20 protein-coding genes are annotated in these 22,439 nt (G+C 65.4%); 16 read left to right on the top strand and 4 right to left on the bottom strand.

The window, feature by feature from the left end:
- Positions 1-10: 10 nt before the first annotated feature.
- A complete protein-coding gene (locus MYCSP_RS12840) occupies positions 11-1,231 on the bottom strand; it encodes a serine hydrolase domain-containing protein (protein WP_083013136.1) in 1,221 nt (406 codons plus the stop codon).
- A gap of 141 nt (positions 1,232-1,372) precedes the next feature.
- On the opposite strand from MYCSP_RS12840, the gene pyrR reads away from it, so the two are divergent.
- The 7 genes from pyrR to pyrF are packed head-to-tail and all read left to right on the top strand — an operon-like array spanning position 1,373 to position 9,999.
- Positions 1,373-1,912 (top strand): bifunctional pyr operon transcriptional regulator/uracil phosphoribosyltransferase PyrR, encoded by a 540-nt coding sequence (pyrR, locus tag MYCSP_RS12835; protein WP_234795489.1) that lies wholly within the window; start codon positions 1,373-1,375, stop codon positions 1,910-1,912.
- Complete coding sequence (locus MYCSP_RS12830) at positions 1,909-2,865, top strand: aspartate carbamoyltransferase catalytic subunit (RefSeq protein ID WP_070910369.1); 957 nt, start codon at positions 1,909-1,911, stop codon at positions 2,863-2,865. Before pyrR ends, MYCSP_RS12830 begins: the two co-directional genes overlap by 4 nt.
- Positions 2,862-4,166 carry a dihydroorotase gene (locus MYCSP_RS12825; RefSeq protein WP_083013138.1) on the top strand — a complete coding sequence of 435 codons (1,305 nt, stop codon included), beginning with the start codon at positions 2,862-2,864 and terminating at the stop codon, positions 4,164-4,166. The genes MYCSP_RS12830 and MYCSP_RS12825 overlap by 4 nt, the downstream gene beginning before the upstream one ends.
- A 25-nt stretch (positions 4,167-4,191) precedes the next feature.
- Complete coding sequence (locus MYCSP_RS12820; protein WP_070910367.1) at positions 4,192-4,689, top strand: PH-like domain-containing protein; 498 nt, start codon at positions 4,192-4,194, stop codon at positions 4,687-4,689.
- The gene (gene carA / locus MYCSP_RS12815) at positions 4,671-5,816 is read left to right on the top strand and encodes a glutamine-hydrolyzing carbamoyl-phosphate synthase small subunit (RefSeq protein WP_407661543.1); all 1,146 of its coding nucleotides are present in this window, start codon (positions 4,671-4,673) and stop codon (positions 5,814-5,816) included. The genes MYCSP_RS12820 and carA overlap by 19 nt, the downstream gene beginning before the upstream one ends.
- Positions 5,816-9,154 (top strand): carbamoyl-phosphate synthase large subunit, encoded by a 3,339-nt coding sequence (gene carB / locus MYCSP_RS12810; RefSeq protein ID WP_088413905.1) that lies wholly within the window; start codon positions 5,816-5,818, stop codon positions 9,152-9,154. Before carA ends, carB begins: the two co-directional genes overlap by 1 nt.
- Positions 9,151-9,999 (top strand): orotidine-5'-phosphate decarboxylase, encoded by an 849-nt coding sequence (gene pyrF, locus MYCSP_RS12805; RefSeq protein WP_083013140.1) that lies wholly within the window; start codon positions 9,151-9,153, stop codon positions 9,997-9,999. The genes carB and pyrF overlap by 4 nt, the downstream gene beginning before the upstream one ends.
- An 86-nt stretch (positions 10,000-10,085) precedes the next feature.
- On the opposite strand, the gene MYCSP_RS12800 is transcribed toward pyrF, so the two are convergent.
- Positions 10,086-11,402: an acyltransferase family protein gene (locus MYCSP_RS12800; RefSeq protein WP_088413904.1), complete on the bottom strand. Its 1,317-nt coding sequence runs from the start codon at positions 11,400-11,402 to the stop codon at positions 10,086-10,088.
- A gap of 456 nt (positions 11,403-11,858) precedes the next feature.
- Here MYCSP_RS12800 and mihF point away from each other — a divergent pair, with 456 nt between their 5' ends.
- The 5 genes from mihF (at position 11,859) to metK (ending at position 15,713) form a co-directional block, all read left to right on the top strand.
- Positions 11,859-12,176 carry an integration host factor, actinobacterial type gene (gene mihF / locus MYCSP_RS12795; RefSeq protein WP_030093544.1) on the top strand — a complete coding sequence of 106 codons (318 nt, stop codon included), beginning with the start codon at positions 11,859-11,861 and terminating at the stop codon, positions 12,174-12,176.
- Positions 12,177-12,186: 10 nt separating this feature from the next.
- The gene (gene gmk / locus MYCSP_RS12790) at positions 12,187-12,756 is read left to right on the top strand and encodes a guanylate kinase (protein ID WP_070910363.1); all 570 of its coding nucleotides are present in this window, start codon (positions 12,187-12,189) and stop codon (positions 12,754-12,756) included.
- A 78-nt stretch (positions 12,757-12,834) separates the two neighbouring features.
- Entirely contained in the window at positions 12,835-13,143 is a 309-nt protein-coding gene (gene rpoZ / locus MYCSP_RS12785) for a DNA-directed RNA polymerase subunit omega (RefSeq protein ID WP_005057694.1), read from the top strand.
- Positions 13,144-13,194: 51 nt separating this feature from the next.
- The gene (coaBC, locus tag MYCSP_RS12780) at positions 13,195-14,436 is read left to right on the top strand and encodes a bifunctional phosphopantothenoylcysteine decarboxylase/phosphopantothenate--cysteine ligase CoaBC (RefSeq protein ID WP_088413903.1); all 1,242 of its coding nucleotides are present in this window, start codon (positions 13,195-13,197) and stop codon (positions 14,434-14,436) included.
- A 74-nt stretch (positions 14,437-14,510) separates the two neighbouring features.
- Positions 14,511-15,713: a methionine adenosyltransferase gene (gene metK / locus MYCSP_RS12775; RefSeq protein ID WP_070910361.1), complete on the top strand. Its 1,203-nt coding sequence runs from the start codon at positions 14,511-14,513 to the stop codon at positions 15,711-15,713.
- A gap of 70 nt (positions 15,714-15,783) precedes the next feature.
- Here the strand turns inward: metK and MYCSP_RS12770 are convergent, their stop codons facing one another.
- The gene (locus tag MYCSP_RS12770; RefSeq protein ID WP_088413902.1) at positions 15,784-16,575 is read right to left on the bottom strand and encodes a phosphatidylethanolamine N-methyltransferase family domain-containing protein; all 792 of its coding nucleotides are present in this window, start codon (positions 16,573-16,575) and stop codon (positions 15,784-15,786) included.
- A 171-nt stretch (positions 16,576-16,746) separates the two neighbouring features.
- Here MYCSP_RS12770 and MYCSP_RS12765 point away from each other — a divergent pair, with 171 nt between their 5' ends.
- From MYCSP_RS12765 to MYCSP_RS12750, 4 genes are read left to right on the top strand one after another with little or no spacing between them, the layout of a single operon-like run.
- Complete coding sequence (locus MYCSP_RS12765) at positions 16,747-17,595, top strand: nitrilase-related carbon-nitrogen hydrolase (RefSeq protein ID WP_083013143.1); 849 nt, start codon at positions 16,747-16,749, stop codon at positions 17,593-17,595.
- A 9-nt stretch (positions 17,596-17,604) separates the two neighbouring features.
- Positions 17,605-19,026 carry a dihydropyrimidinase gene (hydA, locus tag MYCSP_RS12760; RefSeq protein WP_083013144.1) on the top strand — a complete coding sequence of 474 codons (1,422 nt, stop codon included), beginning with the start codon at positions 17,605-17,607 and terminating at the stop codon, positions 19,024-19,026.
- Between the two features lie 26 nt (positions 19,027-19,052).
- Complete coding sequence (locus MYCSP_RS12755; RefSeq protein ID WP_088413901.1) at positions 19,053-20,072, top strand: TIGR03842 family LLM class F420-dependent oxidoreductase; 1,020 nt, start codon at positions 19,053-19,055, stop codon at positions 20,070-20,072.
- A 14-nt stretch (positions 20,073-20,086) separates the two neighbouring features.
- Positions 20,087-21,523 carry an NCS1 family nucleobase:cation symporter-1 gene (locus MYCSP_RS12750; RefSeq protein WP_083013341.1) on the top strand — a complete coding sequence of 479 codons (1,437 nt, stop codon included), beginning with the start codon at positions 20,087-20,089 and terminating at the stop codon, positions 21,521-21,523.
- Here MYCSP_RS12750 and MYCSP_RS12745 read toward each other — a convergent pair.
- Complete coding sequence (locus MYCSP_RS12745; protein WP_083013146.1) at positions 21,501-22,436, bottom strand: alpha/beta hydrolase; 936 nt, start codon at positions 22,434-22,436, stop codon at positions 21,501-21,503. The two genes, MYCSP_RS12750 and MYCSP_RS12745, sit on opposite strands and share 23 nt — an antisense overlap.
- Positions 22,437-22,439 lie beyond the last annotated feature (3 nt).

The following is a 22,439-nucleotide window of genomic DNA, read 5'->3' as shown; positions in this document are numbered from 1 at the left end:
CTCGCCGCGTCTAGAGCGAGGCGTACACCGCCTGCCCGAACTGCACGTGTAGCAGCTGCAGGCGAATTGTCGCGGTGCGCCCCAGCGCGGCCTTCGGATCAAGGTCGGGCATGCGCCACTGCGGCAAGAACATCAGGATCGCGTCGGCCTTCGGATCGGCGTGCCACCAGGTGCCGAATGCTCCCGGCCAGCCGAAGGTGCCGGTGCCACCCGGCCCGAACAGCGCGGCCTCGTTGGGGTCCATGACGACGGACAGGCCGAGACCGAACCCGCGCCCGGTCCAGTACGGCAGGCCGAAAGACGGCAGCTTGCGCTGGGCCGGAGTGAGCCGGTTGGTGCGCAGCGCGGCCGTCGATTCGGGGGACAGGATGCGGACTCCGTCTGCCTGGCCACCGCCCAGCAGGGCCCGCGCAAAGGTCAGGTAGTCGCGTGCGGTGCTGGCCAGAGCGCCGCCGCCACGGCACAGCGTGGGCGCCGAGGTGGGCATCGAGGTCAGATAGCCATGGTCGGCCACCACGATTCGGTCGTCGTCTCCCAGGCCGTACAGGCGCGCCAGTCGACTCGCCTTGTGCTCGGGTACGAAGAAGTCGGTGTCGTTCATCCCGAGGGGGTCCAGTATGCGCCGACGCAACAGCGTGTTCAGCGGCAGCCCGGACGCGCGGGCTATGAGGAGGCCGAGCACATCGGTGGAATGGCTGTAGTGGAAGCGCTCTCCCGGCGGGTAGACGAGCGGCAGCGCGGCGATGGCAGCGATCCATTCATCGGGCTCGCTGAACGCCGCGGTGTGCAACGGGTGATAGGCCTTCGCGATCGGTCCGGTCGAGATGAAGTCGTAGGTCAGCCCGCTGCGGTGGGTCAGCAGATCCTCGACCGTGATCACGCGTGGTGCCCGGAATGTGTCATCCAGGGGGCCGTCGGGGTCTCTGAGCACTCGCATCTCGGCGAACTCCGGCAGCCAGGTGGTGATCGGGTCACTCAGACGGATCGTGCCGTCGTCGACCAGCGCCATCGTCGCCGCGCTGATTACGGGCTTTGTCATGGAGGCGATGCGGAAAATGGTGTTCTCGGTCATCGACAGGCCGGCATCGACATCGCGGTAGCCGGTGGCGCCCAGATGTCTGAGCTGCCCGCCCTGCCACACCAGCGTCACCGCGCCCGCCAGGATGCGGTCGTCCACCGCGGCACGGATCGGGGCGAGGGCAGCGTCGAAGGTGGAATCGGGTTCGGCCATCTCTCCATACTGTCAGCGGAGGCTGGCGGGTGCCCGGATGCTAAGCTCCCTGGCGATAAGTGACATCCTTTAACGATCCGTCCAGTGAGGCGGAGAAGGAGGTCTCGCGTAAGCGTGGGCGCAGCACAAGAAGGACGAGAACTGTTGTCCGCCGCAGATGTCGGCAGGACCATCTCGCGTATCGCGCATCAAATCATCGAAAAGACCGCGCTTTCCGATTCCGGTGACGCCCCACGTGTCGTCCTGGTCGGTATTCCCACCCGCGGTGCCACCCTTGCCAAGCGGCTGGCCGCCCACATCACCGAATTCTCCGGTGTCGAGGTGCCCGCGGGATTCCTGGACATCACGCTGTACCGCGACGACCTGCGCAACAAACCACACCGCCCGCTCGAACGTACCTCCATTCCCGAGGGTGGCGTCGACGGTGCCCTCGTGGTGCTCGTCGACGACGTCTTGTTCTCGGGCCGCACCGTGCGTTCTGCGCTCGACGCGCTGCGGGACCTGGGCCGGCCGCGTGCGGTGCAGCTGGCGGTGCTGGTCGACCGCGGACATCGCGAGCTGCCGCTGCGGGCGGATTACGTCGGCAAGAACGTGCCGACGGCACGCTCGGAGGACGTCAAGGTGCTGCTGGCCGAACACGACGGCTGCGACGCCGTGATCATCAAGGGTGCCGACTCATGAGGCATCTACTCTCCGCGGCCGACCTCACGCGTGATGAGGCCACCGCCATCCTCGACGACGCCGACCGGTTCCTGCAGGCGCTGGCGGGACGCGAGGTCAAGAAGCTGCCGACCTTGCGCGGCCGCACCATCATCACGATGTTCTACGAGAACTCCACGCGCACAAGGGTTTCCTTCGAGGTCGCGGGCAAGTGGATGAGCGCGGACGTTATCAACGTCAGTGCCTCCGGTTCCTCGGTGGCCAAGGGGGAGTCGCTGCGCGACACCGCGTTGACCCTGCGCGCGATCGGCGCCGACGCGTTGATCGTCCGCCACCCGGCCTCCGGGGTAGCCGCACAACTGGCGCGTTGGACTTCAGACGGAACCGCCGAAGGTGAGGGCGGTCCGGCCGTCGTCAACGCCGGTGACGGTACCCACGAACACCCCACCCAGGCGCTGCTCGATGCGCTCACCATCCGCCAGCGACTCGGTGGGCTGGAGGGCCGGCGCATCGTGATCGTCGGCGATATTCTGCACAGCCGGGTTGCTCGATCGAATGCCTTGCTACTGAGTACATTCGGCGCCGAGGTCGTGTTGGTGGCGCCCCCGACGCTGCTGCCGGTCGGGGTAGAGACCTGGCCGGTGACGGTCACCCACGATCTGGACGCCGAACTTCCGGGCGCCGATGCGGTGCTGATGCTGCGGGTGCAGGCCGAGCGCATGACCGGCGGGTTCTTCCCGTCTGCGCGCGAGTACTCGGTGCTGTACGGCCTGTCCGAGGCGCGGCAGCGGCTGCTCCCCGAGCATGCGGTGGTGCTGCACCCAGGACCGATGCTGCGCGGTATGGAAATCGCGTCCTCGGTGGCTGACTCGTCGCAATCCGCTGTTCTGCAACAGGTATCGAATGGAGTGCATATCCGCATGGCCGTGCTGTTCCACCTGCTGGTCGGTTCCGATGAGGCGGTGCTCGCATGAGCATCTTGATCAAGGGCGTGCGCCTGTATGGCGAGGGCGAGCAGGTCGACGTCCTCGTCGAGGACGGGCAGATCACCCGCATCGAGGCCGGTATCGGCCCGGGCATCGAGACGGAGGTCGATACCGCCATCGAGGCACCCGGCCAGGTGCTGCTGCCCGGATTCGTGGACTTGCACACTCACCTGCGCGAGCCGGGCCGTGAAGACACCGAGACCATCGACTCCGGTTCGGCGGCAGCGGCTTTGGGTGGATATACCGCGGTGTTCGCGATGGCTAACACCAACCCGGTGGCCGACAGCCCTGTGGTGACCGATCACGTCTGGCAGCGTGGCCAGCAGGTCGGACTCGTCGACGTGCATCCGGTGGGTGCCGTGACGGTCGGGCTGGAGGGCAAGCAACTCACGGAGATGGCGATGATGGCGCGCGGAGCGGGCCGCGTGCGGATGTTCTCCGATGACGGCAAGTGCGTACACGACCCGCTGGTGATGCGCCGCGCTCTGGAATACGCCAACGGGCTGGGTGTTCTCATCGCCCAGCATGCCGAGGAGCCGCGACTCACCGTCGGGTCGGTCGCGCACGAAGGCGCCAACGCGGCGCGGCTGGGCCTGACCGGATGGCCACGTGCCGCCGAGGAGTCGATTGTCGCGCGTGATGCCATCTTGTCCCGCGATACCGGGGCCCCGGTGCACATCTGCCACGCTTCCACTGCGGGCACTGTCGAGCTGCTCAAATGGGCCAAGGGGCAAGGGATTTCCATCACCGCCGAAGTCACGCCGCACCACCTGCTGCTCGACGACGGGCGACTGGCGTCGTATGAAGGTGTGTATCGGGTGAACCCGCCGCTGCGGGAGTCCTCTGATGCCGCAGCGTTGCGCCAGGCCCTCGCCGACGGGGTGATCGACTGTGTGGCAACCGATCACGCACCGCACGCCGATCACGAGAAATGTTGCGAGTTCGCGGCGGCACGCCCCGGAATGCTCGGGCTGCAGACCGCGCTCTCGGTGGTCGTGGAGACCATGGTGAAGTCGGGGCTGCTCACCTGGCGCGATGTCGCCAGGGTGATGAGTGAGCGCCCGGCGCAGATCGTCGGGTTGCCCGATCAGGGGCGTCCGCTGGCGGTCGGTGAACCGGCCAACCTCACCATCGTCGACCCCGACGCCGCCTGGACCGTCACCGGCGACGGATTGGCCAGCAAGTCGGCCAACACCCCATTCGAATCGATGACGTTGCCCGCCACGGTGACCGCCACGCTGTTGCGCGGTCGCGTCACCGCACGGGACGGGAAGGTGGTCGAACGATGAGCCGCTCGCGCGAAGAGGATTCACTATGAACCACGGGGACTTTGTCGGCGCGCTCATCATGGCGGGCGCCTCGCTGACCTTGGCCGTGCTGCTTTTTCGCCTGATGTGGCGCGGCTGGCACGCCCGCGCACAGCGACAGGCCGATGTAGTGGGCGAGCTGCCGATGACGCCCGCCGAGCGGGGCGACGTCGTCATCGAACCCGTGGAGGGTCTCTATGTCGGCAGTACCATCGCGCCGGACTGGCAAGACCGCATCGCGGTGGGCGATCTGGGCTATCGATCCAATGCCACGCTGACCCGCTACTCGCAGGGAATCTTGTTGGAGCGCAGTGGCACCGGTGACATCTGGATCCCCGCCGACGTCATCACCGAGATCCGCACGGCCAAGGCGCTGGCGGGCAAGGTGCTCACCCACGAGGGAATTCTCGCGATCCGGTGGCGGCTGCCGTCGGGCACCGAGATCGACACCGGATTTTTGGCCCGACCGCGCAGTGAATACGAGGAATGGAAGCAGGCGTCATGAGTGACAAGGCGGTGCTCGTTCTCGAAGACGGGCGCGTTTTCACCGGTAAGCCGTTCGGCGCGGTGGGTGAAACCCTCGGTGAGGCGGTGTTCTGCACGGCCATGTCGGGATACCAGGAAACCCTGACCGACCCGAGCTACCACCGTCAGATCGTGGTGGCGACCGCACCCCAGATCGGTAACACCGGGTGGAACGACGAGGACGACGAGAGCCGCGGCGGCAAGATCTGGGTCGCCGGCTACGCGGTGCGCGACCCCTCCAACCGGGTATCGAATTGGCGCGCCAACGGCTCTCTCGACGACGCCCTCAAGGCGCAGCACGTCGTCGGTATCGCCGGCATCGACACCCGCGCCGTGGTGCGCCACCTGCGCACCCGCGGGTCGATGAAGGCCGGGATCTTCAGCGGAACGGTGGCCGACGCGCCCACCGACTTCCTGCTCTCCCGTGTCAACGGGCAAGCCTCGATGCTGGGGGCGGACCTGGCCGGCGAGGTGAGCACCGACGACACGTATGTGGTCGAACCCGATGGCGCGCACCGGTTCACCGTCGCGGCGCTGGACCTGGGCATCAAGACCAACACCCCGCGCAATCTCGCGCGACGCGGCATCCGTGTGCAGGTGGTGCCCTCGTCCATCAGCCCGGACGAGCTGCTCGCGCTCGCACCCGACGGCGTCTTCCTGTCCAATGGGCCGGGGGACCCGGCCACCGCGGACCATGTGGTCGCGGTGACACGGGCGGTGCTGGAACGCAGAATTCCGCTGTTCGGCATCTGCTTCGGCAATCAGTTGCTGGGCCGGGCGCTGGGCCGCTCCACCTACAAGATGACGTTCGGTCATCGCGGCATCAACATTCCGGTCATCGACCACTCGACCGGCCGGGTCGCCATCACCGCGCAGAACCACGGCTTCGCCCTCGAGGGTGAGGCGGGTGAGCAGTTCGATACGCCGTTCGGGCGCGCCGAGGTGAGTCACACCTGCGCCAACGATGGCACGGTGGAAGGAATCCGGCTGTTGGACGGATCGGCCTTCTCGGTGCAGTACCACCCGGAGGCGGCGGCGGGTCCTCATGACGCCGAGTACCTCTTTGACCAGTTCGTCACGGCACTTGAGAATCGGGGTAATCGCTGATGCCACGTCGCACAGACCTCAACCACATCCTGGTCATCGGTTCTGGCCCCATCGTGATCGGCCAGGCCTGCGAGTTCGACTATTCGGGCACCCAGGCCTGCCGTGTGCTGCGTTCAGAGGGGTTACAGGTCAGCCTCGTCAACTCGAACCCGGCGACGATCATGACCGACCCGGAGTACGCCGACAACACTTATGTCGAGCCGATCACCGCCGAGTTCGTAGAGAAAGTTCTTGCCGCGCAGGCAGAGAAGGGCAACAAGATCGACGCCCTATTGCCGACTCTGGGCGGTCAGACCGCGCTGAACACCGCGGTCGCGCTTTATGAGAACGGTGCGCTGGATCGGTACGGCGTGGAGCTCATCGGCGCCAACTTCGAAGCGATCCAGCGCGGTGAGGACCGGCAGCGGTTCAAGGACATCGTCGCCAAGGTCGGTGGCGAGTCGGCGAAGTCGCGGGTCTGTTTCACCATGGACGAGGTCCGCGAAACCGTCTCGGAACTCGGACTGCCGGTGGTGGTGCGCCCGTCGTTCACCATGGGCGGCCTGGGCTCGGGCATGGCCTACACCCCCGAGGACGTCGAGCGGATGGCGGGGGAGGGGCTCTCGGCATCGCCCTCGGCGAACGTGCTGATCGAGGAATCCATTTACGGCTGGAAGGAATTCGAGCTCGAACTGATGCGCGACGGCCGCGACAACGTGGTGGTTGTGTGTTCTATCGAGAACGTCGACCCGATGGGCGTGCACACTGGAGATTCGGTGACGGTCGCGCCCGCCATGACGCTGACCGACCGTGAGTACCAGAAGATGCGCGACCTCGGTATCGCGATTCTGCGCGAGGTCGGCGTGGATACCGGTGGCTGCAACATCCAGTTCGCCATCAACCCGCGCGACGGTCGTCTCATCGTCATCGAGATGAACCCGCGCGTGTCGCGCTCAAGTGCGCTGGCCTCCAAGGCAACAGGTTTCCCCATCGCCAAGATTGCGGCCAAACTGGCCATCGGGTACACGCTCGACGAGATCGTCAACGACATCACCAAGGAGACCCCGGCCTGTTTCGAGCCGACCCTGGACTACGTCGTCGTCAAGGCGCCCCGGTTCGCCTTCGAGAAGTTCCCCGGCGCCGACGCCACCCTGACCACCACCATGAAATCGGTGGGCGAGGCGATGTCCCTCGGCCGCAACTTCGCCGAGGCGCTGGGGAAGGTCATGCGCTCGCTGGAGACTTCCGCGGCCGGATTCTGGACGGACAACGCCGGACCCATCGAGGATCTGGATGCCTTCCTGCAGGAGTTGCAGGTGCCGCGCGACGGCCGGCTCTACGGCATCGAACGTGCCCTGGCCGCGGGTGCCCCCGTCGAGCAGGTGGCCGAGGTCACCGGTGTCGATCCCTGGTTCGTGGAGGAAATCGCCCAGATCAACCGGCTCGGCACCGAGCTGCGCGAGGCGCCGATCCTGGACGAGGAACTGCTGCGGCGCGCCAAGCACTACGGGCTCTCCGATCGTCAGATCGCCGCGCTGCGTCCGGAATTGGCAGGGGAGAACGGTGTTCGGTCGTTGCGCCACCGGATGGGTATCCGTCCGGTGTACAAGACCGTCGATACCTGTGCCGCCGAATTCGAGGCCAAGACGCCGTATCACTACTCCAGCTATGAGCTGGACCCGGCGGCGGAGTCGGAGGTGGCCCCGCAGACCGAGCGCCCCAAGGTGCTCATCCTGGGCTCGGGCCCGAACCGCATCGGTCAGGGCATCGAATTCGACTACAGCTGCGTGCATGCGGCAACCACGTTGTCGGAGGCTGGATTCGAGACAATCATGGTCAACTGCAACCCGGAGACGGTGTCGACCGATTACGACACCGCCGACCGCCTCTACTTCGAGCCGCTGACGTTCGAGGACGTGCTCGAGGTCTTCCACGCCGAATCCGAATCCGGCCGTGGCGGACCAGGTGTGGTCGGGGTGATCGTGCAGCTCGGCGGACAGACTCCGCTGGGCCTGGCCAAGCGCCTTGCCGACGCCGGGGTGCCGGTGGTGGGCACCAGCCCCGCCGCCATCGATCGCGCAGAGGACCGTGGTGTGTTCGGGGATCTGTTGGTATCTGCGGGACTGCCGGCGCCACGTTTCGGCACCGCAACGACTTTCGAGCAGGCCAAGCAGATCGCCGCCGATATCGGATATCCGGTTTTGGTGCGTCCCTCCTACGTCCTGGGTGGGCGCGGCATGGAGATCGTCTACGACGAGGAGACCCTGCACGGTTACATCGCCCGCGCCACTCAGCTCTCGCCCGAGCATCCGGTGCTGGTGGACCGCTTCCTCGAAGACGCCATCGAGATCGACGTGGACGCGCTGTGCGACGGCACCGAGATCTACCTCGGGGGCGTGATGGAGCACATCGAGGAGGCCGGTATTCACTCCGGTGACTCCGCGTGTGCGCTGCCGCCGGTCACCCTGGGCCGCAGCGATATCGAAAAGGTGCGCAAGGCCACCGAGGCCATCGCGCAGGGCATCGGTGTGGTGGGTCTGCTCAATGTGCAGTACGCGCTCAAGGACGATGTGCTGTACGTGCTGGAGGCCAACCCGCGTGCGAGCCGTACGGTGCCGTTCGTGTCCAAGGCCACGGCGGTACCGTTGGCCAAGGCATGCTCCCGGATCATGTTGGGCGCCACCATTGCCGGTCTGCGTGAGGAAGGTCTGCTGCCCGCGCAGGGCGACGGCGCCACCTCGCCACCAGGTGCACCGGTCGCCGTCAAGGAGGCCGTGCTGCCGTTCCACCGCTTCCGCAAGGCCGATGGCAGCGGGGTGGACTCCCTGCTGGGGCCCGAGATGAAGTCGACCGGCGAGGTCATGGGCATCGACGCCGATTTCGGCAGTGCGTTCGCCAAGAGCCAGACCGCGGCCTACGGGTCGCTGCCCAAGGCGGGCACCATATTCGTCTCGGTGGCCAACCGCGACAAGCGTTCATTGGTGTTCCCGGTGAAGCGGCTGGCTGATCTCGGATTCAAGGTGCTGGCGACCGAAGGCACGGCGGAGATGCTGCGCCGCAACGGGATCCCCTGTGAAGAGGTGCGCAAGCACTACCAGGAGCCCGGTGGCGGCCTGCCGGCACAGTCGGCGGTGGACGTGATCAAGGCCGGCGAGGTGGCGATGGTGATCAACACCCCGTACGGGAATTCCGGTCCTCGCGTCGACGGCTACGAGATCCGGTCTGCCGCGGTCTCGATGAACATCCCGTGCATCACCACGGTGCAGGGCGCCTCGGCGGCGGTGCAGGGCATCGAGGCGGGCATCCGCGGCGATATCGGCGTGCGCTCGCTACAGGAACTCCACGCGGGTCTGCGATGAGCCTCTCGGGCGAAGAGCCTGGGAGGGCGGTGACCTTCGGTGCACGGTTACAGGCCGCGACTGCAGCGCGCGGCCCGCTGTGTGTGGGGATCGATCCGCACCCGGAGCTATTGCGTTCGTGGGGTTTTGAGGCGGACGTTTCGGGGCTGGCCCGATTCAGCGATATCTGCGTGGAGGCGTTCGCCGATGTTGCGATCGTCAAGCCGCAGGTTGCGTTCTTCGAATCCTACGGCGCCGCAGGTTATTCGGTACTGGAGCGGGCCATCGCGGGATTGCGTGAGGCCGGTGTGCTGCTGCTGGCCGATGCCAAGCGTGGAGACATCGGATCGACCATGGCCGCGTACGCGCAGGCCTGGGTGGGCGCCTCGCCGTTGAGCTCCGATGCGGTGACCGCTTCGCCGTACCTGGGCTTCGGATCGTTGTCGCCGCTGCTGGAGCTGGCACGCGAACGCGATCGCGGCGTCTTCGTGCTCGCCGCCACCTCCAATCCAGAAGCACCCCCGGTGCAGCGGGCTCGTGCCGGGGAGTCGACCGTCGCGCAGGCGATGGTCGACCAGGTCGCCGCACTGAACGCCGAGGAGGCCGGTCCGGGTTCCGTGGGTGTGGTGGTCGGGGTGACCGTTGCCGATCCGCCCGATCTGTCGTCGATCGGTGGACCCGTGCTCGTTCCCGGGCTCGGTGCACAGGGCGGTAGGCCCGAGGATCTGCGCGGATTGGGCGGGGCTGCGGGATCGTTGCTGCTGCCTGCGGTCTCACGCGAGGTACTGCGTGCCGGACCTGATGTGACGGCACTGCGCGCCGCGGTCGGCCGGTTGCGTGACAGCGTCGCCTATCTGCGGGATTGAGCTGGGCGGTTTCAGTCGAGCGTGCGAATCCGGTCGAAAATCGATGGAAAAATCGACACAATCCGCACACTGAAATCCCTGGCTTCCTACCTCGCTGACGGCGTCATCGCCAGTTGGCCACTGGTCTGAGAGACGTAGCCGGACAACGGGTTTCGGCATAAGAAGCGCGCGGCGACCAGCGGCAGCAGCGAGGCGACCACTACCCACCTCCCGATCGGGGTGAAACCGCCCCAGTGGGGATTGATCACGTAGATGCGGGTGTAGACGAGCGTGAGTATCGCGCAGGCCAGGACGAGCACGCCGACGGTGATATCGCGCCCTCTGTCCATCGCCGGCACCGGTCGGTCCCACCAGGGGAGCGCTCGGCGCTCGGTGGCCCGCAGAGGGACGAAGAAGACGGCCACGATGGCGCACACGATGACCAGTCGCAGTATGTTTCCCGGCCAGTACCACGGGTCGTGCTGACTCAGTAGTCCGACACGAAGAACCAGGTAGACCCCGTAGGACAGCAGGAAAGTGACCACCCAGTGCCACAGGTAGATCGTCATGCTGCCGCTGTTGCACAGCTCCAGGAATCGCCATGTCCGGGCACCCTGCAGCCAGCGTGCGATGGCCGGCGCAAAGGCGACCACAGCCAGGCATTCGACGATGGCGCTGGTGGTCAGCAGCAAGGTGGGCGGCATGTTGGCGATCAGTCCCGACGGGTACGGGCCGATTGTCGCCAGCGCGACCGTGGCTGCCAGGGCGAGCGCCGCGGTCGTCAACGCGGTCCCGCTGGGGATGAGCTTGCGCTGATATCCGATGCCCAACGCCGCGGGTACCAGCCACATGAAGATCATGTTCACCCAGCCTGTCGTCACCCACGTATCGGTGATGACGCTGATGGTGTCGATCACGGCTGTGAACAGGCACATTGCCGCTACAAACCAGCCGAGCCGCTCGCCGCTGTCGATGCGAGCGAGCCAGGGCATGAATGCCAGCGTCAGCAGGTAGGCACCCACGTACCAGAGCAGCTCGACGTGTCGCATCTCCAGATACAGGAGTTGTGGTGAGTTGCCCATGGTGATGCGTAGCAAGGTGGTCGCCAGTGCCACGAAGGCCAGGAAATAGAACACCGGGCGGAAGAGTCGCGTGGCCCGGCCCATCAGGAACTGCCCCCAGGACCTGCCGGACTCCCAGGAAGGGAGGTTTGCTGCGGCTCCGGCGAAGAAGAACAGTGGCATCAGTGGGATCAGCCAAAACAGCCAGTGCACGTTGTAATTCGACGACATAGCTGGTTTGCCCTTGACGAGGGTAGGGCTACCCGCGAGGACGTGGTAGGCCACGACGGTGGCCAGTGACACGAGCCTCACGGCATCTAAAACCCGATCACGCTCACGTGATGGGCGCACGGACTCACCCATATTCGGCACCCTACCCAGCAACTGCTATGCCTTGCTAAGCACCTTCACGGTGCTCTGATGTCGGCGCGTTCACCTGCGTCTCTTCAACTGAACGTTGACGGGTCGCGACACGCGCAACACGAGATTCACACGAGATTTTCAGTTTGCCCTCACGGCAATCACGGTTTGCTTGTCTCCGGTTCGGGTATACAAATCGGTGGTGTTGTCAAGTCTCCACGAAACACATTGCGATGCAACATAATTCAGCGGCGACCTGGTGAAATGCCGGGTGAGATGGCAAGGATGTGATGGTTGCTCGACAGGATCGCCTGCGGCCCCTCTAGCAGGCGATTTTCACCGAGAACAGGGGGGTGGGGTTCACATATGTCGGTTGGCGTGGGTACGGTCGCTGTCGCTGGCTGGTTGTTTTCCAGCCGATCAGAAAAACCGACGAGTTTCGTATGAGACGGAGGAATCGTGGCCCTTCCACAGTTGACTGACGAGCAGCGCGCCGCCGCGTTGGCGAAGGCGGCTGCCGCCCGCCGCGCCCGGGCCGAGCTCAAGGAGAAGCTCAAGAAAGGTGGCACCAATCTCAAGCAGGTGCTCAAGGACGCCGAGACCGACGAGGTCCTGGGCAAGATGAAGGTTTCCGCACTGCTGGAGGCTCTGCCCAAGGTTGGCAAGGTGAAGGCGCAGGAGATCATGACCGAGCTGGAGATCGCCCCGACCCGCCGTCTGCGTGGCCTCGGCGACCGTCAGCGCAAGGCGCTGCTGGAGCGGTTCGACTTCTCCTGATCTTCTCCAGATGACAGCTTCGACGAGGGGCCGGGTAGTAGTCCTATCCGGCCCCTCAGCCGTCGGTAAATCCACCGTCGTACGTCGGCTACGCGATGACGTCGACGGGCTCTTCTTCAGCGTCTCCGCCACCACCAGGGCTCCACGGCCCGGTGAGGTGGACGGCGTGGACTATCACTTCGTCACCGCCGAGGAGTTCCAGCGGCTGATCGACACCGGTGCACTGCTGGAATGGGCCGATATCCACGGCGGACTGCAGCGCTCGGGAACTCCTGCCGCGCCCGTCCACGAGGCCATGGAGGCGGGGAGGCCGACTCTGATCGAGGTCGACCTGGCCGGCGCGCGGGCCATCAAGGCCGCGCTCCCGCAGGCCCTCAGTGTCTTCCTGGCGCCACCGAGTTGGGAGGCGCTGGTGGAGCGGCTGACCGGTCGTGGCACCGAATCGGAGGCCGTGATCGCCCGGCGATTGGAAACCGCCGAGGTGGAAATGGCGGCTCAAACCGACTTTGATGTCGTCGTCGTCAACGACCAGTTGGATAATGCCTGCGCACAGTTGGTATCGTTATTGGCCGGACGTTGACCGGCCGCAACCGGCACAGCACCGCGAGTACCGCGCCAGCCATATTCAGCGCCATATACCTATCCAGGAGATTCTTTAGTGAGCACCTCCCAGACCGACGTCATCGTCGAACCGGGCACCGACAGCTACGACGCCGCTCTCGACACGCCGCTGGGCATCACCAACCCGCCGATCGATGAGCTGCTGGCGCGTGCGTCGAGCAAGTACGCCCTGGTGATCTACGCGGCCAAGCGTGCCCGCCAGATCAACGACTACTACAACCAGTTGGGTGACGGCATCCTCGAATACGTGGGTCCGCTCGTCGAGCCGGGTCTGCAGGAGAAGCCGCTGTCGATCGCGCTGCGCGAGATCCACGGCGACCTGCTCGAGCACACCGAAGGCGAGTAGAAGCTGCGATGAGCGGCTCGCGCGAAGAGCATCGGGCCTGAGGTCCGGGCTGTGTCGCGGATCATCGTCGGAGTGGGCGGGGGAATCGCCGCCTACAAGGCCTGTACTGTGGTGCGCCAGCTCACCGAGGCCGGGCACAGCGTCCGGGTCATTCCCACCGAGTCCGCTCTGCAGTTCGTCGGTGCCGCCACCTTCGAGGCGCTCTCGGGTGAGCCGGCCCGCACCGGGGTGTTCGAGGATGTTCCCGAGGTGCCGCATGTGCGGCTGGGCCAGGATGCCGACCTGGTCGTGGTTGCCCCTGCCACCGCGGATCTGCTGGCCCGTGCTGCCAGCGGTCGCGCGGACGACCTGCTGACCGCGACGCTGCTGACCGCGCGTTGTCCAGTGCTCTTCGCCCCCGCAATGCACACCGAGATGTGGCTGCACGCCGCAACGCAGCACAACGTCGCGACGCTGCGCGACCGCGGCGCCGTGGTGCTGGAACCGGCCTCCGGGCGGCTTACCGGTGCCGACACCGGTCCCGGTCGCCTTCCCGAAGCCGAAGAGATCACCACCCTGGCGCAACTACTACTGGCCCGCGCCGACGCCTTGCCGCACGATCTGGCAGGGGTGCGCGTCCTGGTCACCGCGGGCGGCACCCGCGAGCCGCTGGATCCCGTGCGCTTCATCGGAAACCGCAGCTCGGGCAAGCAGGGATACGCGATAGCCCGGGTCGCCGCTCAGCGTGGCGCAGAGGTGACCCTCATCGCGGGGCACACCGTCGGGCTGCCCGACCCGGCCGGGGTCGACGTGGTGCACATCAGCTCCGCGGCACAACTGCAGGACGCGGTCACCAAACACGCTCCCGAGGCAGAGGCGCTGATCATGGCCGCTGCGGTGGCCGATTTCCGCCCCGCCCACGTTGCGACCAACAAGATCAAAAAAAGCCAGAACGCCGACGGCGATGCGCCCATCGAATTGCTGCGCAATGCCGATGTGCTGGCCGGAGTGGTTCGCGCGCGCGCTGACGGGCAGCTGCCGAAGATGCGCGCCATCGTCGGATTTGCCGCCGAAACCGGTGACGCGAATGGCGATGTGCTCTTCCATGCCCGCGCCAAGTTGAAGCGCAAAGGCTGTGATCTGTTGGTGGTCAACGCTGTTGGCGAGGGACGCGCCTTCGAGGTGGACAGCAACGATGGTTGGTTGCTTTCGGCCCAGGGCGATGGCGAGGTCGCCGAAGTTGTCTTGGAGCACGGCACCAAGGTTCTGATGGCAAGCCGTATTGTGGATGCCGTTGTCGGACTTTGTCAGTAAAGCTGACATGGCGCGAGCATGGGCTCGTCGGCCATAATGATTAGGACACGTAACGATCTGAAAGGGGCTGCGCTGTGAGCTCAGCGGGACGGCTTTTCACCAGTGAATCGGTGACCGAGGGGCACCCGGACAAGATCTGTGATGCCATCAGCGACTCGATCCTCGACGCCCTGCTCGAACAGGACCCCAGGTCCCGGGTCGCGGTGGAGACCCTGGTGACCACCGGTCAGGTTCACGTGGCCGGAGAGGTCACCACCTCCGCATACGCCGACATCCCCAAGATCGTCCGCGATCGGGTCCTGGAGATCGGCTACGACTCATCCTCGAAGGGCTTTGACGGCCACTCCTGCGGTGTGAACATCGCCATCGGCGCGCAGTCACCCGATATCGCCCAAGGTGTCGACACCGCACACGAGGCCCGCGTCGAAGGTGCGGCCGACCCGCTGGACTCTCAGGGTGCCGGTGACCAGGGGCTGATGTTCGGGTACGCCATCAACGACACTCCCGAGCTGATGCCGCTGCCCATCGCGCTGGCACACCGCCTGGCACGCCGGCTGACCGAGGTGCGTAAGGACGGCTTGCTGCCGTACCTGCGCCCCGACGGCAAGACCCAGGTCACCATCGAGTACGACGGCTACAAGGCCGTGCGGCTGGACACCGTGGTGCTCTCCACCCAGCACGCCGCCGATATCGACCTGGACAACCTGCTGACCCCGGACATCCGCGAGAAGGTCGTCAACACCGTCCTCGACGAGTTGGGTCAGGACTCGCTGGACATCTCCGACTACCGCCTGCTGGTGAACCCGACCGGCAAGTTCGTGCTGGGTGGACCGATGGGCGACGCCGGCCTGACCGGACGCAAGATCATCGTCGACACCTACGGCGGCTGGGCCCGCCATGGTGGCGGTGCGTTCTCCGGCAAGGATCCGTCAAAGGTGGACCGCTCGGCCGCATACGCGATGCGTTGGGTGGCCAAGAACGTGGTGGCCGCCGAGCTGGCGGACCGGGTAGAGGTTCAGGTCGCCTACGCGATCGGCAAGGCCGCTCCGGTCGGTCTGTTCATCGACACCTTCGGTACCAACAAGGTCGACCAGGCCAAGATCGAGAAAGCCATCAACGAAGTGTTCGACCTACGCCCAGGCGCGATCATCCGCGATCTGGATCTGCTGCGGCCGATCTACGCGCAGACCGCCGCATACGGTCACTTCGGTCGCACCGATATCGATCTGCCGTGGGAGCGGACCGATCGGGTCGACGCGCTCAAGGCCGCGATCTAGTCCCTTTCTGCCGAACAGACACAAAAGCCCCGACACGCCGAGTGTTCGGGGCTTTTGTGTCTCTTCGCGCTCAGAGGATGCCGGGGATCAACGCCTTCCGGTCGGTCGGGTAGTCGGTGAACTTCTTCCGGTACCAGCGATGGGTGGCCAGCGCGCGGGGGATCAGGTTGCCCGCGGTGATCAGCAGGATGACGACGCCGGGCAGCGCCCAGGTGAGCAGGGCGAAACCGGACCAGGCGATCAGTTCGCCGAGGTACGCCGGGCTGGTGACAAAGCGGAATCCGCCGCCGAACGGGATGCGGTATTCGGCTTCGCCGGGGCTGTTCTTGTCACGCAGATTGCGCACGATCGACTCGGAGCTGAGGAGCAGCGCGAATCCACACAGGTAGACCGCGAGGCCCAGCAGGAATCGCGGATCACGCAGCCAGGCGCTGGTGTACTGCCCGAAGAAGTCGTGGCTGAAAAGGGTGCCGTTGAGGTACCCGTGCATCGATGTCACGAGCATGCCCATGACCACGACCGAGACGTTGAAGGTACTGCGCTTGCCGGGTACCTGGCGGATGGCCAGTGGGAAGAACCAGCCGCGGTTGGCGTAGTGCAGCAGCCAGATCCCGGTGAGCACCAGTGATGTCGGCTCGAACCGGGCGGGCCCGGTCAGGTAGCAGACGAGAAACACCACGGTGGCCGGAATCTCCATGAGCCACCAACCGAGCTTCGGATTCAGATTGAGTCCGAGTTTCGTCGTCGAGAAGCGCCCATACGAGCTTTGCGCGAAGAGGCCGCCGATGACCACGAATGCCGCGAACCCGAAGGCTGCCGTCAGCACGGTGTCGTAAACGGTGTTGCCGGTGTACCAATGCATGGCGTGTTCCTAGGGTGAGCGAGCGGCGTCGCCCTGATGCGAACCGCAAAACTGTAACGTGTTCTACCACGCCCATCGGCACTGTCCAACGAGTGCCCGGCCGTTCGGTTACCGATCGACGGTTGTACCGATTGGCGCGCGCACTGGGCGCAGTGCGCATAGGGTCAGTCAATGACGGTGATCAGAGCCGCACTGACGCAAGCGACTTGGACTGGCGACAAGGAATCGATGCTCGCCAAACACGAGCGCTTTGTCGTCGAGGCTGCGTCGCTGGGCGCCCAGGTGATCTGCTTCCAAGAGCTGTTCTACGGCCCGTATTTCGGCATCGTGCAGGACAAGAAGTACTACGACTACGCCGAGTCCGTACCCGGGCCGGTTACCGAACGATTCGCGGCGCTCGCCAGGGAACACCGCATGGTCATGGTGTTGCCGGTGTACGAGGAGGAGCAGCCGGGCGTTCTCTACAACACCGCCGCGGTCGTCGACGCCGACGGCACCTACCTGGGCAAGTACCGCAAGCATCACATTCCTCATCTCGACCGGTTCTGGGAGAAGTTCTACTTCCGGCCGGGCAATCTCGGGTATCCGGTCTTCGATACCGCGGTCGGCAGGATCGGTGTCTACATCTGTTACGACCGGCATTTCCCCGAGGGCTGGCGCAACTACGGACTCGGGGGAGCGGAACTGGTCTTCAATCCATCGGCCACCAAACCCGGTTTGTCCAACCGGCTTTGGGAAATCGAACAGCCCGCCGCCGCGGCGGCCAATCAGTACTTCGTCGGGGCCAACAACCGGATCGGCACCGAAAGTGGCGAGTTCGGAGACCAGGCAGTCACCTTCTACGGCAGTTCCTACTTCGTGGATCCGCGCGGCAACTATGTCGGCGAAATCGCTTCCGAGAGTGGTGAAGAGATAGTGATACGGGACCTGGATCTGTCCCTGGTCCGCGAGGTGCGGGATGACTGGCAGTTCTACCGGGACCGCAGGCCCGATACCTACGGCCCGATCGCCGCGCCGTAGGAGGCCGTGATGGCAACGACATTGATCCGGGGCGGCACTGTGGTGTCGGCGACAGGACGTGGAGCCGCGGACGTCCTGGTCGACGGGGAGAAGATCGCCGCCGTCCTGCTGCCCGGCAGCACCGTGCTCGGGGTGGACCTGGCCAAAACCGTCGACCGGGTGATCGAAGCGGGTGGCCGGTACGTCATCCCGGGTGGCATCGACGCACATACCCACATGTCCATGCCCTTTGGCGGTACCACAGCATCCGATGACTTCGAGACCGGGACACGGGCGGCGGCCTGGGGTGGCACGACCACCATCATCGACTTCGCGGTGCAGAAGTTCGGTGAGCGGCTGCAGGATTCGCTGCAGGCATGGCACGAGATGGCGGCCGGCCAGTGCGCGGTGGATTACTCGTTCCATCAGATTGTCGGAGACGTCAACGACGCCTCGCTGACGGCACTGCGCCAACTCGCCGACGAGGGCATCACCAGTTACAAGATGTTCATGGCGTACCCGGGGGTCTTCTACAGTGATGACGCGCAGATCCTGCGTGCCATGCAGGTGGGCGCCGATACCGGGCTGATGACGATGATGCACGCCGAGAATGGCCCTGCCATAGATGTTTTGGTGGCCCAGCTGCTCGCCGCGGGCAAAACCGAACCGTACTACCACGGAATTGCGCGGGCCTGGCAGCTGGAGGAGGAGGCCACGCACCGTGCCATCATGCTGTCCAATCTGACGGGTGCACCGCTGTACGTGGTGCATGTTTCGGCGAAACAGGCCGTAGCCCAATTGGCGGCCGCGCGTGATGCGGGCCAGAACGTGTACGGAGAGACGTGTCCGCAGTACCTGTATCTGTCACTCGAGGACAACTTGGGCGCCCCTGGGTTCGAGGGCGCCAAGTGGGTTTGTTCGACGCCGCTGCGCTCCAAACACGAACACCACCAAGACGAAATGTGGCGTGCGTTGCGCACCAATGACATCCAGATGGTATCGACCGACCATTGCCCGTTCTGCATGAAGGGCCAGAAGGACATCGGCATCGGCGATTTCTCCAAGATTCCCAACGGGATAGGATCGATCGAACATCGGATGGACCTGCTGTATCAGGGCGTCGTGAATGGCCGAATCACCGTGGAGCGGTGGGTCGAGATCACCTCGACGACGCCGGCCCGGATGTTCGGACTCTACGGGCGCAAGGGCGTGATTGCCCCGGGCGCCGACGCGGACCTCGTGGTCTATGACCCCAACGGGCACACCTCGATCGGGTTGGGCAAGACCCACCACATGAACATGGACCACTCGGCGTGGGAAGGGTACGAGATCGACGGGCATGTCGACACCGTGCTCTCCCGCGGAAAGGTGATCGTCGACGGCGACGAATACCTTGGCAGCAAGGGGGACGGAGCGTTCCTGCGCCGCGACCTGTGTCAGTACCTCATCTGAGCCTGGTTGATAGAGAGGGCCTCGCCATGGACTTCGGAGTTGTCCTGCAATGTGATCCACCCGCGGTGCGAACCGTGCAGCTCGCCAAACTCGCCGAGGCCCATGGCTTCAGCCATCTGTGGACGTTCGACTCGCATCTGCTCTGGCAGGAGCCGTACGTGCTCTACAGCCAGATCCTGCATGAAACCAGACGTATTGTCGTGGGGCCGATGGTGACCAATCCGGCCACGCGAGACTGGACGGTCACCGCATCGCTGTACGCGACCCTGAACGACATGTACGGCAACCGCACTATCTGTGGCATCGGGCGCGGCGACTCAGCGGTTCGGGTGACGGGCGGGGCTCCGACGACCCTGGCCACGCTGCGTGAATCGATACACGTCATCAGGGAACTCGCGAACTCGCGGCCCGTCGAATACCACGGCGCCACCATGCAATTCCCCTGGAGCCGGGGTTCGGAGCTCGAGGTGTGGGTGGCGGCGTACGGCCCCAAGGCCCTTGCGCTGGCCGGCGAGGTCGCCGACGGATTCATTCTGCAGCTTGCCGATCTGGATATCGCGCGCTGGATGATCGGCGCGGTACGCGAGGCCGCCGTCGCCGCGAGGCGCGATCCCGCCGAGGTACGGATCTGTGTGGCGGCGCCCATGTACGTGGGATCGGACTGGGCGCACATGCGCGGTCAGTGCCGGTGGTTCGGAGGCATGGTGGGAAACCACGTCGCCGACATCGTGGCCCGCTATGGCGCCAATGGTCAAGTACCGCAGTCTCTTACCGACTACATCGCCGGGCGTGAGGGATACGACTACAACCAGCACGGCAGAGCGGGAAACACGCACGCGGAATTCGTCAGTGATGACGTCGTAGACCGATTTTGCGTGCTGGGTACCGCCGATGAACACATCGCCAAACTCTCCGAGCTCAGGGCACTGGGCGTGGATCAGTTCGCGGGGTACCTGCAGCACGACAACAAGGAAGAGACGCTGCGGATATACGGGGAAACCGTGATTCCCGCTTTGTCGCAACACATCACGGCGAAGAGCAGCTAGCGGTGGTAGACGCGATGGACCCGGCGGTGGTGCCGGGCAGATTGAGCAACGAAGACCTGGCGCCCACCACCGCGGCACAGGCCACCTGGCGCACCTGGGACATTTTCTGTCTCTGGATGACGTCGGCGCACAGCCTGGGCAGCTACGGGTTCGCGGTGGGGATGCTGGCGCTGGGGCTGACGGGATGGCAGACCATGCTGGCGCTCTTCACGGGGGTGTTGGTGCTCTGGGCGGGAAGCAATCTGATCGGCATCGCCGGTCAGCGGGTGGGCGTGCCCTTCCCGGTCTTCGCGCGCGCCACCTTTGGGGTCTTCGGCGCCAATATCCCGGCGCTGTTGCGTGGGCTGGTCGCCATCTTCTGGTACGGCATCCAGACCTATCTGGCCTCCACGGCGGTCATCGTCCTGCTCCTGCGACTGGATCCGGGATTGCGCTCCTGGACCGAACCGACATTCCTGGGACTGCACGCCCTGGGTTGGGCGGCGTTCCTGGCGCTGTGGACCGTGCAGCTGCTGATCCTCAACTACGGGATGGAGGTCGTGCGCAGGGCATCGGACGTGGCGGGCCCGGTGGTCTGGATCGGGATGATCGCACTGGCGATATGGATGCTGGACAGCGTGGACTGGAGCATCGACTTCGGTGCCCGTGCCGGAGCACCGTTGTCGGCGGGCGCCACGGTGCTGGCCTTCGTCGGCGTGGCCTTCCTGATGGTCGCCTTCATGGCGGGGCCTCTGGTCAACTATGCGGATTTCGCGCGTTTCGCACCGAGTAGAGCGGCGATACTGCGGGGCAACGCCCTGGGCATACCGCTCAACGAAACCGCCTTCGTGGTGATATCGATCGTCATTTCGCTTGCCGCACTGAAGAAGTACGGCAGCGCGATGACGGACCCGGTGGAACTCGTCGCGGATGTCGACTCCGATGCGATCGTGGTCGTCGCGGCGGTGCTCTTCGCGATCGCGACGGTCGGCATCAACGTGGTGCTCAACTTCGTGTCGCCGTCGTACGACATTTCCAACGTCGCACCGAAGTACATCTCTTTCCGAACCGGCGGCATCATCACCGCGGTACTCTCGGTCGCGGTGCTGCCCTGGAAGATCTGGGGCAACGAGGCGGCCATCGTGTACTTCCTCGGCGGGGTTGGTGCACTGATGGGGCCGGTGTTCGGCATCCTGATCGTGGACTACTACCTGCTGCGGCGTCAGCACACGGACACCGCCGACCTGTACTCGGAATCTGCCACCGGCGCGTACCACTACACCCGCGGGTTCAACCCAGCGGCACTCATCTCGCTGGGCATCGCCGGGACGGCGGCAGTCGCCATCGCACTGCTGCCGAGGGCGCAGAGCGTGACGGCCCTCTCCTGGCCGGTGGGGGCACTGTTGGGCGCCGCCCTCATGTATCTGCTGGGGCGACGCCTGAGCGGTACTAGCCGTGCAGAGCTTTCTTGAGCGCAGCCAGCGATCTGTCGCGTTCCTCGGTAGCCGCCGGGACGATGTCGGCGTAGCCGAGGTAGCCGTGGATCATCGTCGGCGCGTTGTGCAACTCCACCGGCACTCCGGCGCCACTCAACAGCTCCGCGTACTTGGCACCGTCGTCGCGTAGCGGATCGAACTGCGCGGTGCCGATGAACGCCGGGGCGAGACCTTCGAAGGTTTCGGCACGGGCCGGCACCAGCGTCGGGCCCGCGGTGTTGGGGTTGGTCTCGCCCAGGTACCACTTGCTCAGTGAGGCCACGGTCTTGAAGTCCAGGACGGGCGCCTCGGCATTCTCGATCATCGAGGGCAGCGTCGTGTCGAATGTGGTGGCCGGGTACCAGAGCACCTGAAAGGCCAGCGCGATGCCATTGTCGCGGGCCAGTTGCGCCATGACCGCCGACAGATTTCCGCCGGCCGAGTCGCCACCCACGGCAAGACGGCTCGGGTCACCGCCGATCTCGGCGGCATGTGCGTGCACCCACTGCAGCGCGGCCCAGCAGTCCTCGACCGCGGCCGGGTAGGGGTGCTCGGGTGCCAGCCGGTAATCCACCGACACCACCACGGCGTCGGCCTGTACGGCCGCGGCACGTGCCACCGCGTCATGGGTGTCCAGGTCGCCGATGACCCAGCCACCGCCGTGGATCAGCACGAAAACGGGACGGATGCCGCCCTCGGCGGGCGAGTAGATCCGAACGGGTATCTGGCCCGCGGGACCCGGGATGGTGCGGTCTTCGACCTTGGCAACCTTGATCCACGGCGCGCGCGCCGTGGCGATGGCCCGATACGCGTCCCGGGAAGCCTGCGGACCGTCCGGTGAAACGAGTTGAATCGGAACAGCTTCCAGAATCTTGATGATGATCGGGTCGATACCGGTGGTGGCTGTCATGGC

This window comes from Mycobacteroides saopaulense, from assembly GCF_001456355.1.
In the GTDB taxonomy this organism is placed as follows: Bacteria; Actinomycetota; Actinomycetes; order Mycobacteriales; family Mycobacteriaceae; genus Mycobacterium; species Mycobacterium saopaulense.
The sequence above is the reverse complement of the archived record's forward strand: the minus strand, read 5'-3'. Positions and strand labels throughout refer to the sequence as shown.

Coding starts and splice junctions, on each gene's coding strand:
- MYCSP_RS12840 (WP_083013136.1), bottom strand. CDS start 1,231: ATGGCCGAACCCGATTCCACCTTCGACGCTGCCCTCGCCCCGATCCGT.
- MYCSP_RS12830 (WP_070910369.1), top strand. CDS start 1,909: ATGAGGCATCTACTCTCCGCGGCCGACCTCACGCGTGATGAGGCCACC.
- MYCSP_RS12825 (WP_083013138.1), top strand. CDS start 2,862: ATGAGCATCTTGATCAAGGGCGTGCGCCTGTATGGCGAGGGCGAGCAG.
- MYCSP_RS12820 (WP_070910367.1), top strand. CDS start 4,192: ATGAACCACGGGGACTTTGTCGGCGCGCTCATCATGGCGGGCGCCTCG.
- carA (WP_407661543.1), top strand. CDS start 4,671: ATGGAAGCAGGCGTCATGAGTGACAAGGCGGTGCTCGTTCTCGAAGAC.
- carB (WP_088413905.1), top strand. CDS start 5,816: ATGCCACGTCGCACAGACCTCAACCACATCCTGGTCATCGGTTCTGGC.
- pyrF (WP_083013140.1), top strand. CDS start 9,151: ATGAGCCTCTCGGGCGAAGAGCCTGGGAGGGCGGTGACCTTCGGTGCA.
- MYCSP_RS12800 (WP_088413904.1), bottom strand. CDS start 11,402: ATGGGTGAGTCCGTGCGCCCATCACGTGAGCGTGATCGGGTTTTAGAT.
- gmk (WP_070910363.1), top strand. CDS start 12,187: ATGACAGCTTCGACGAGGGGCCGGGTAGTAGTCCTATCCGGCCCCTCA.
- MYCSP_RS12770 (WP_088413902.1), bottom strand. CDS start 16,575: ATGCATTGGTACACCGGCAACACCGTTTACGACACCGTGCTGACGGCA.
- MYCSP_RS12765 (WP_083013143.1), top strand. CDS start 16,747: ATGACGGTGATCAGAGCCGCACTGACGCAAGCGACTTGGACTGGCGAC.
- hydA (WP_083013144.1), top strand. CDS start 17,605: ATGGCAACGACATTGATCCGGGGCGGCACTGTGGTGTCGGCGACAGGA.
- MYCSP_RS12755 (WP_088413901.1), top strand. CDS start 19,053: ATGGACTTCGGAGTTGTCCTGCAATGTGATCCACCCGCGGTGCGAACC.
- MYCSP_RS12750 (WP_083013341.1), top strand. CDS start 20,087: ATGGACCCGGCGGTGGTGCCGGGCAGATTGAGCAACGAAGACCTGGCG.
- MYCSP_RS12745 (WP_083013146.1), bottom strand. CDS start 22,436: ATGACAGCCACCACCGGTATCGACCCGATCATCATCAAGATTCTGGAA.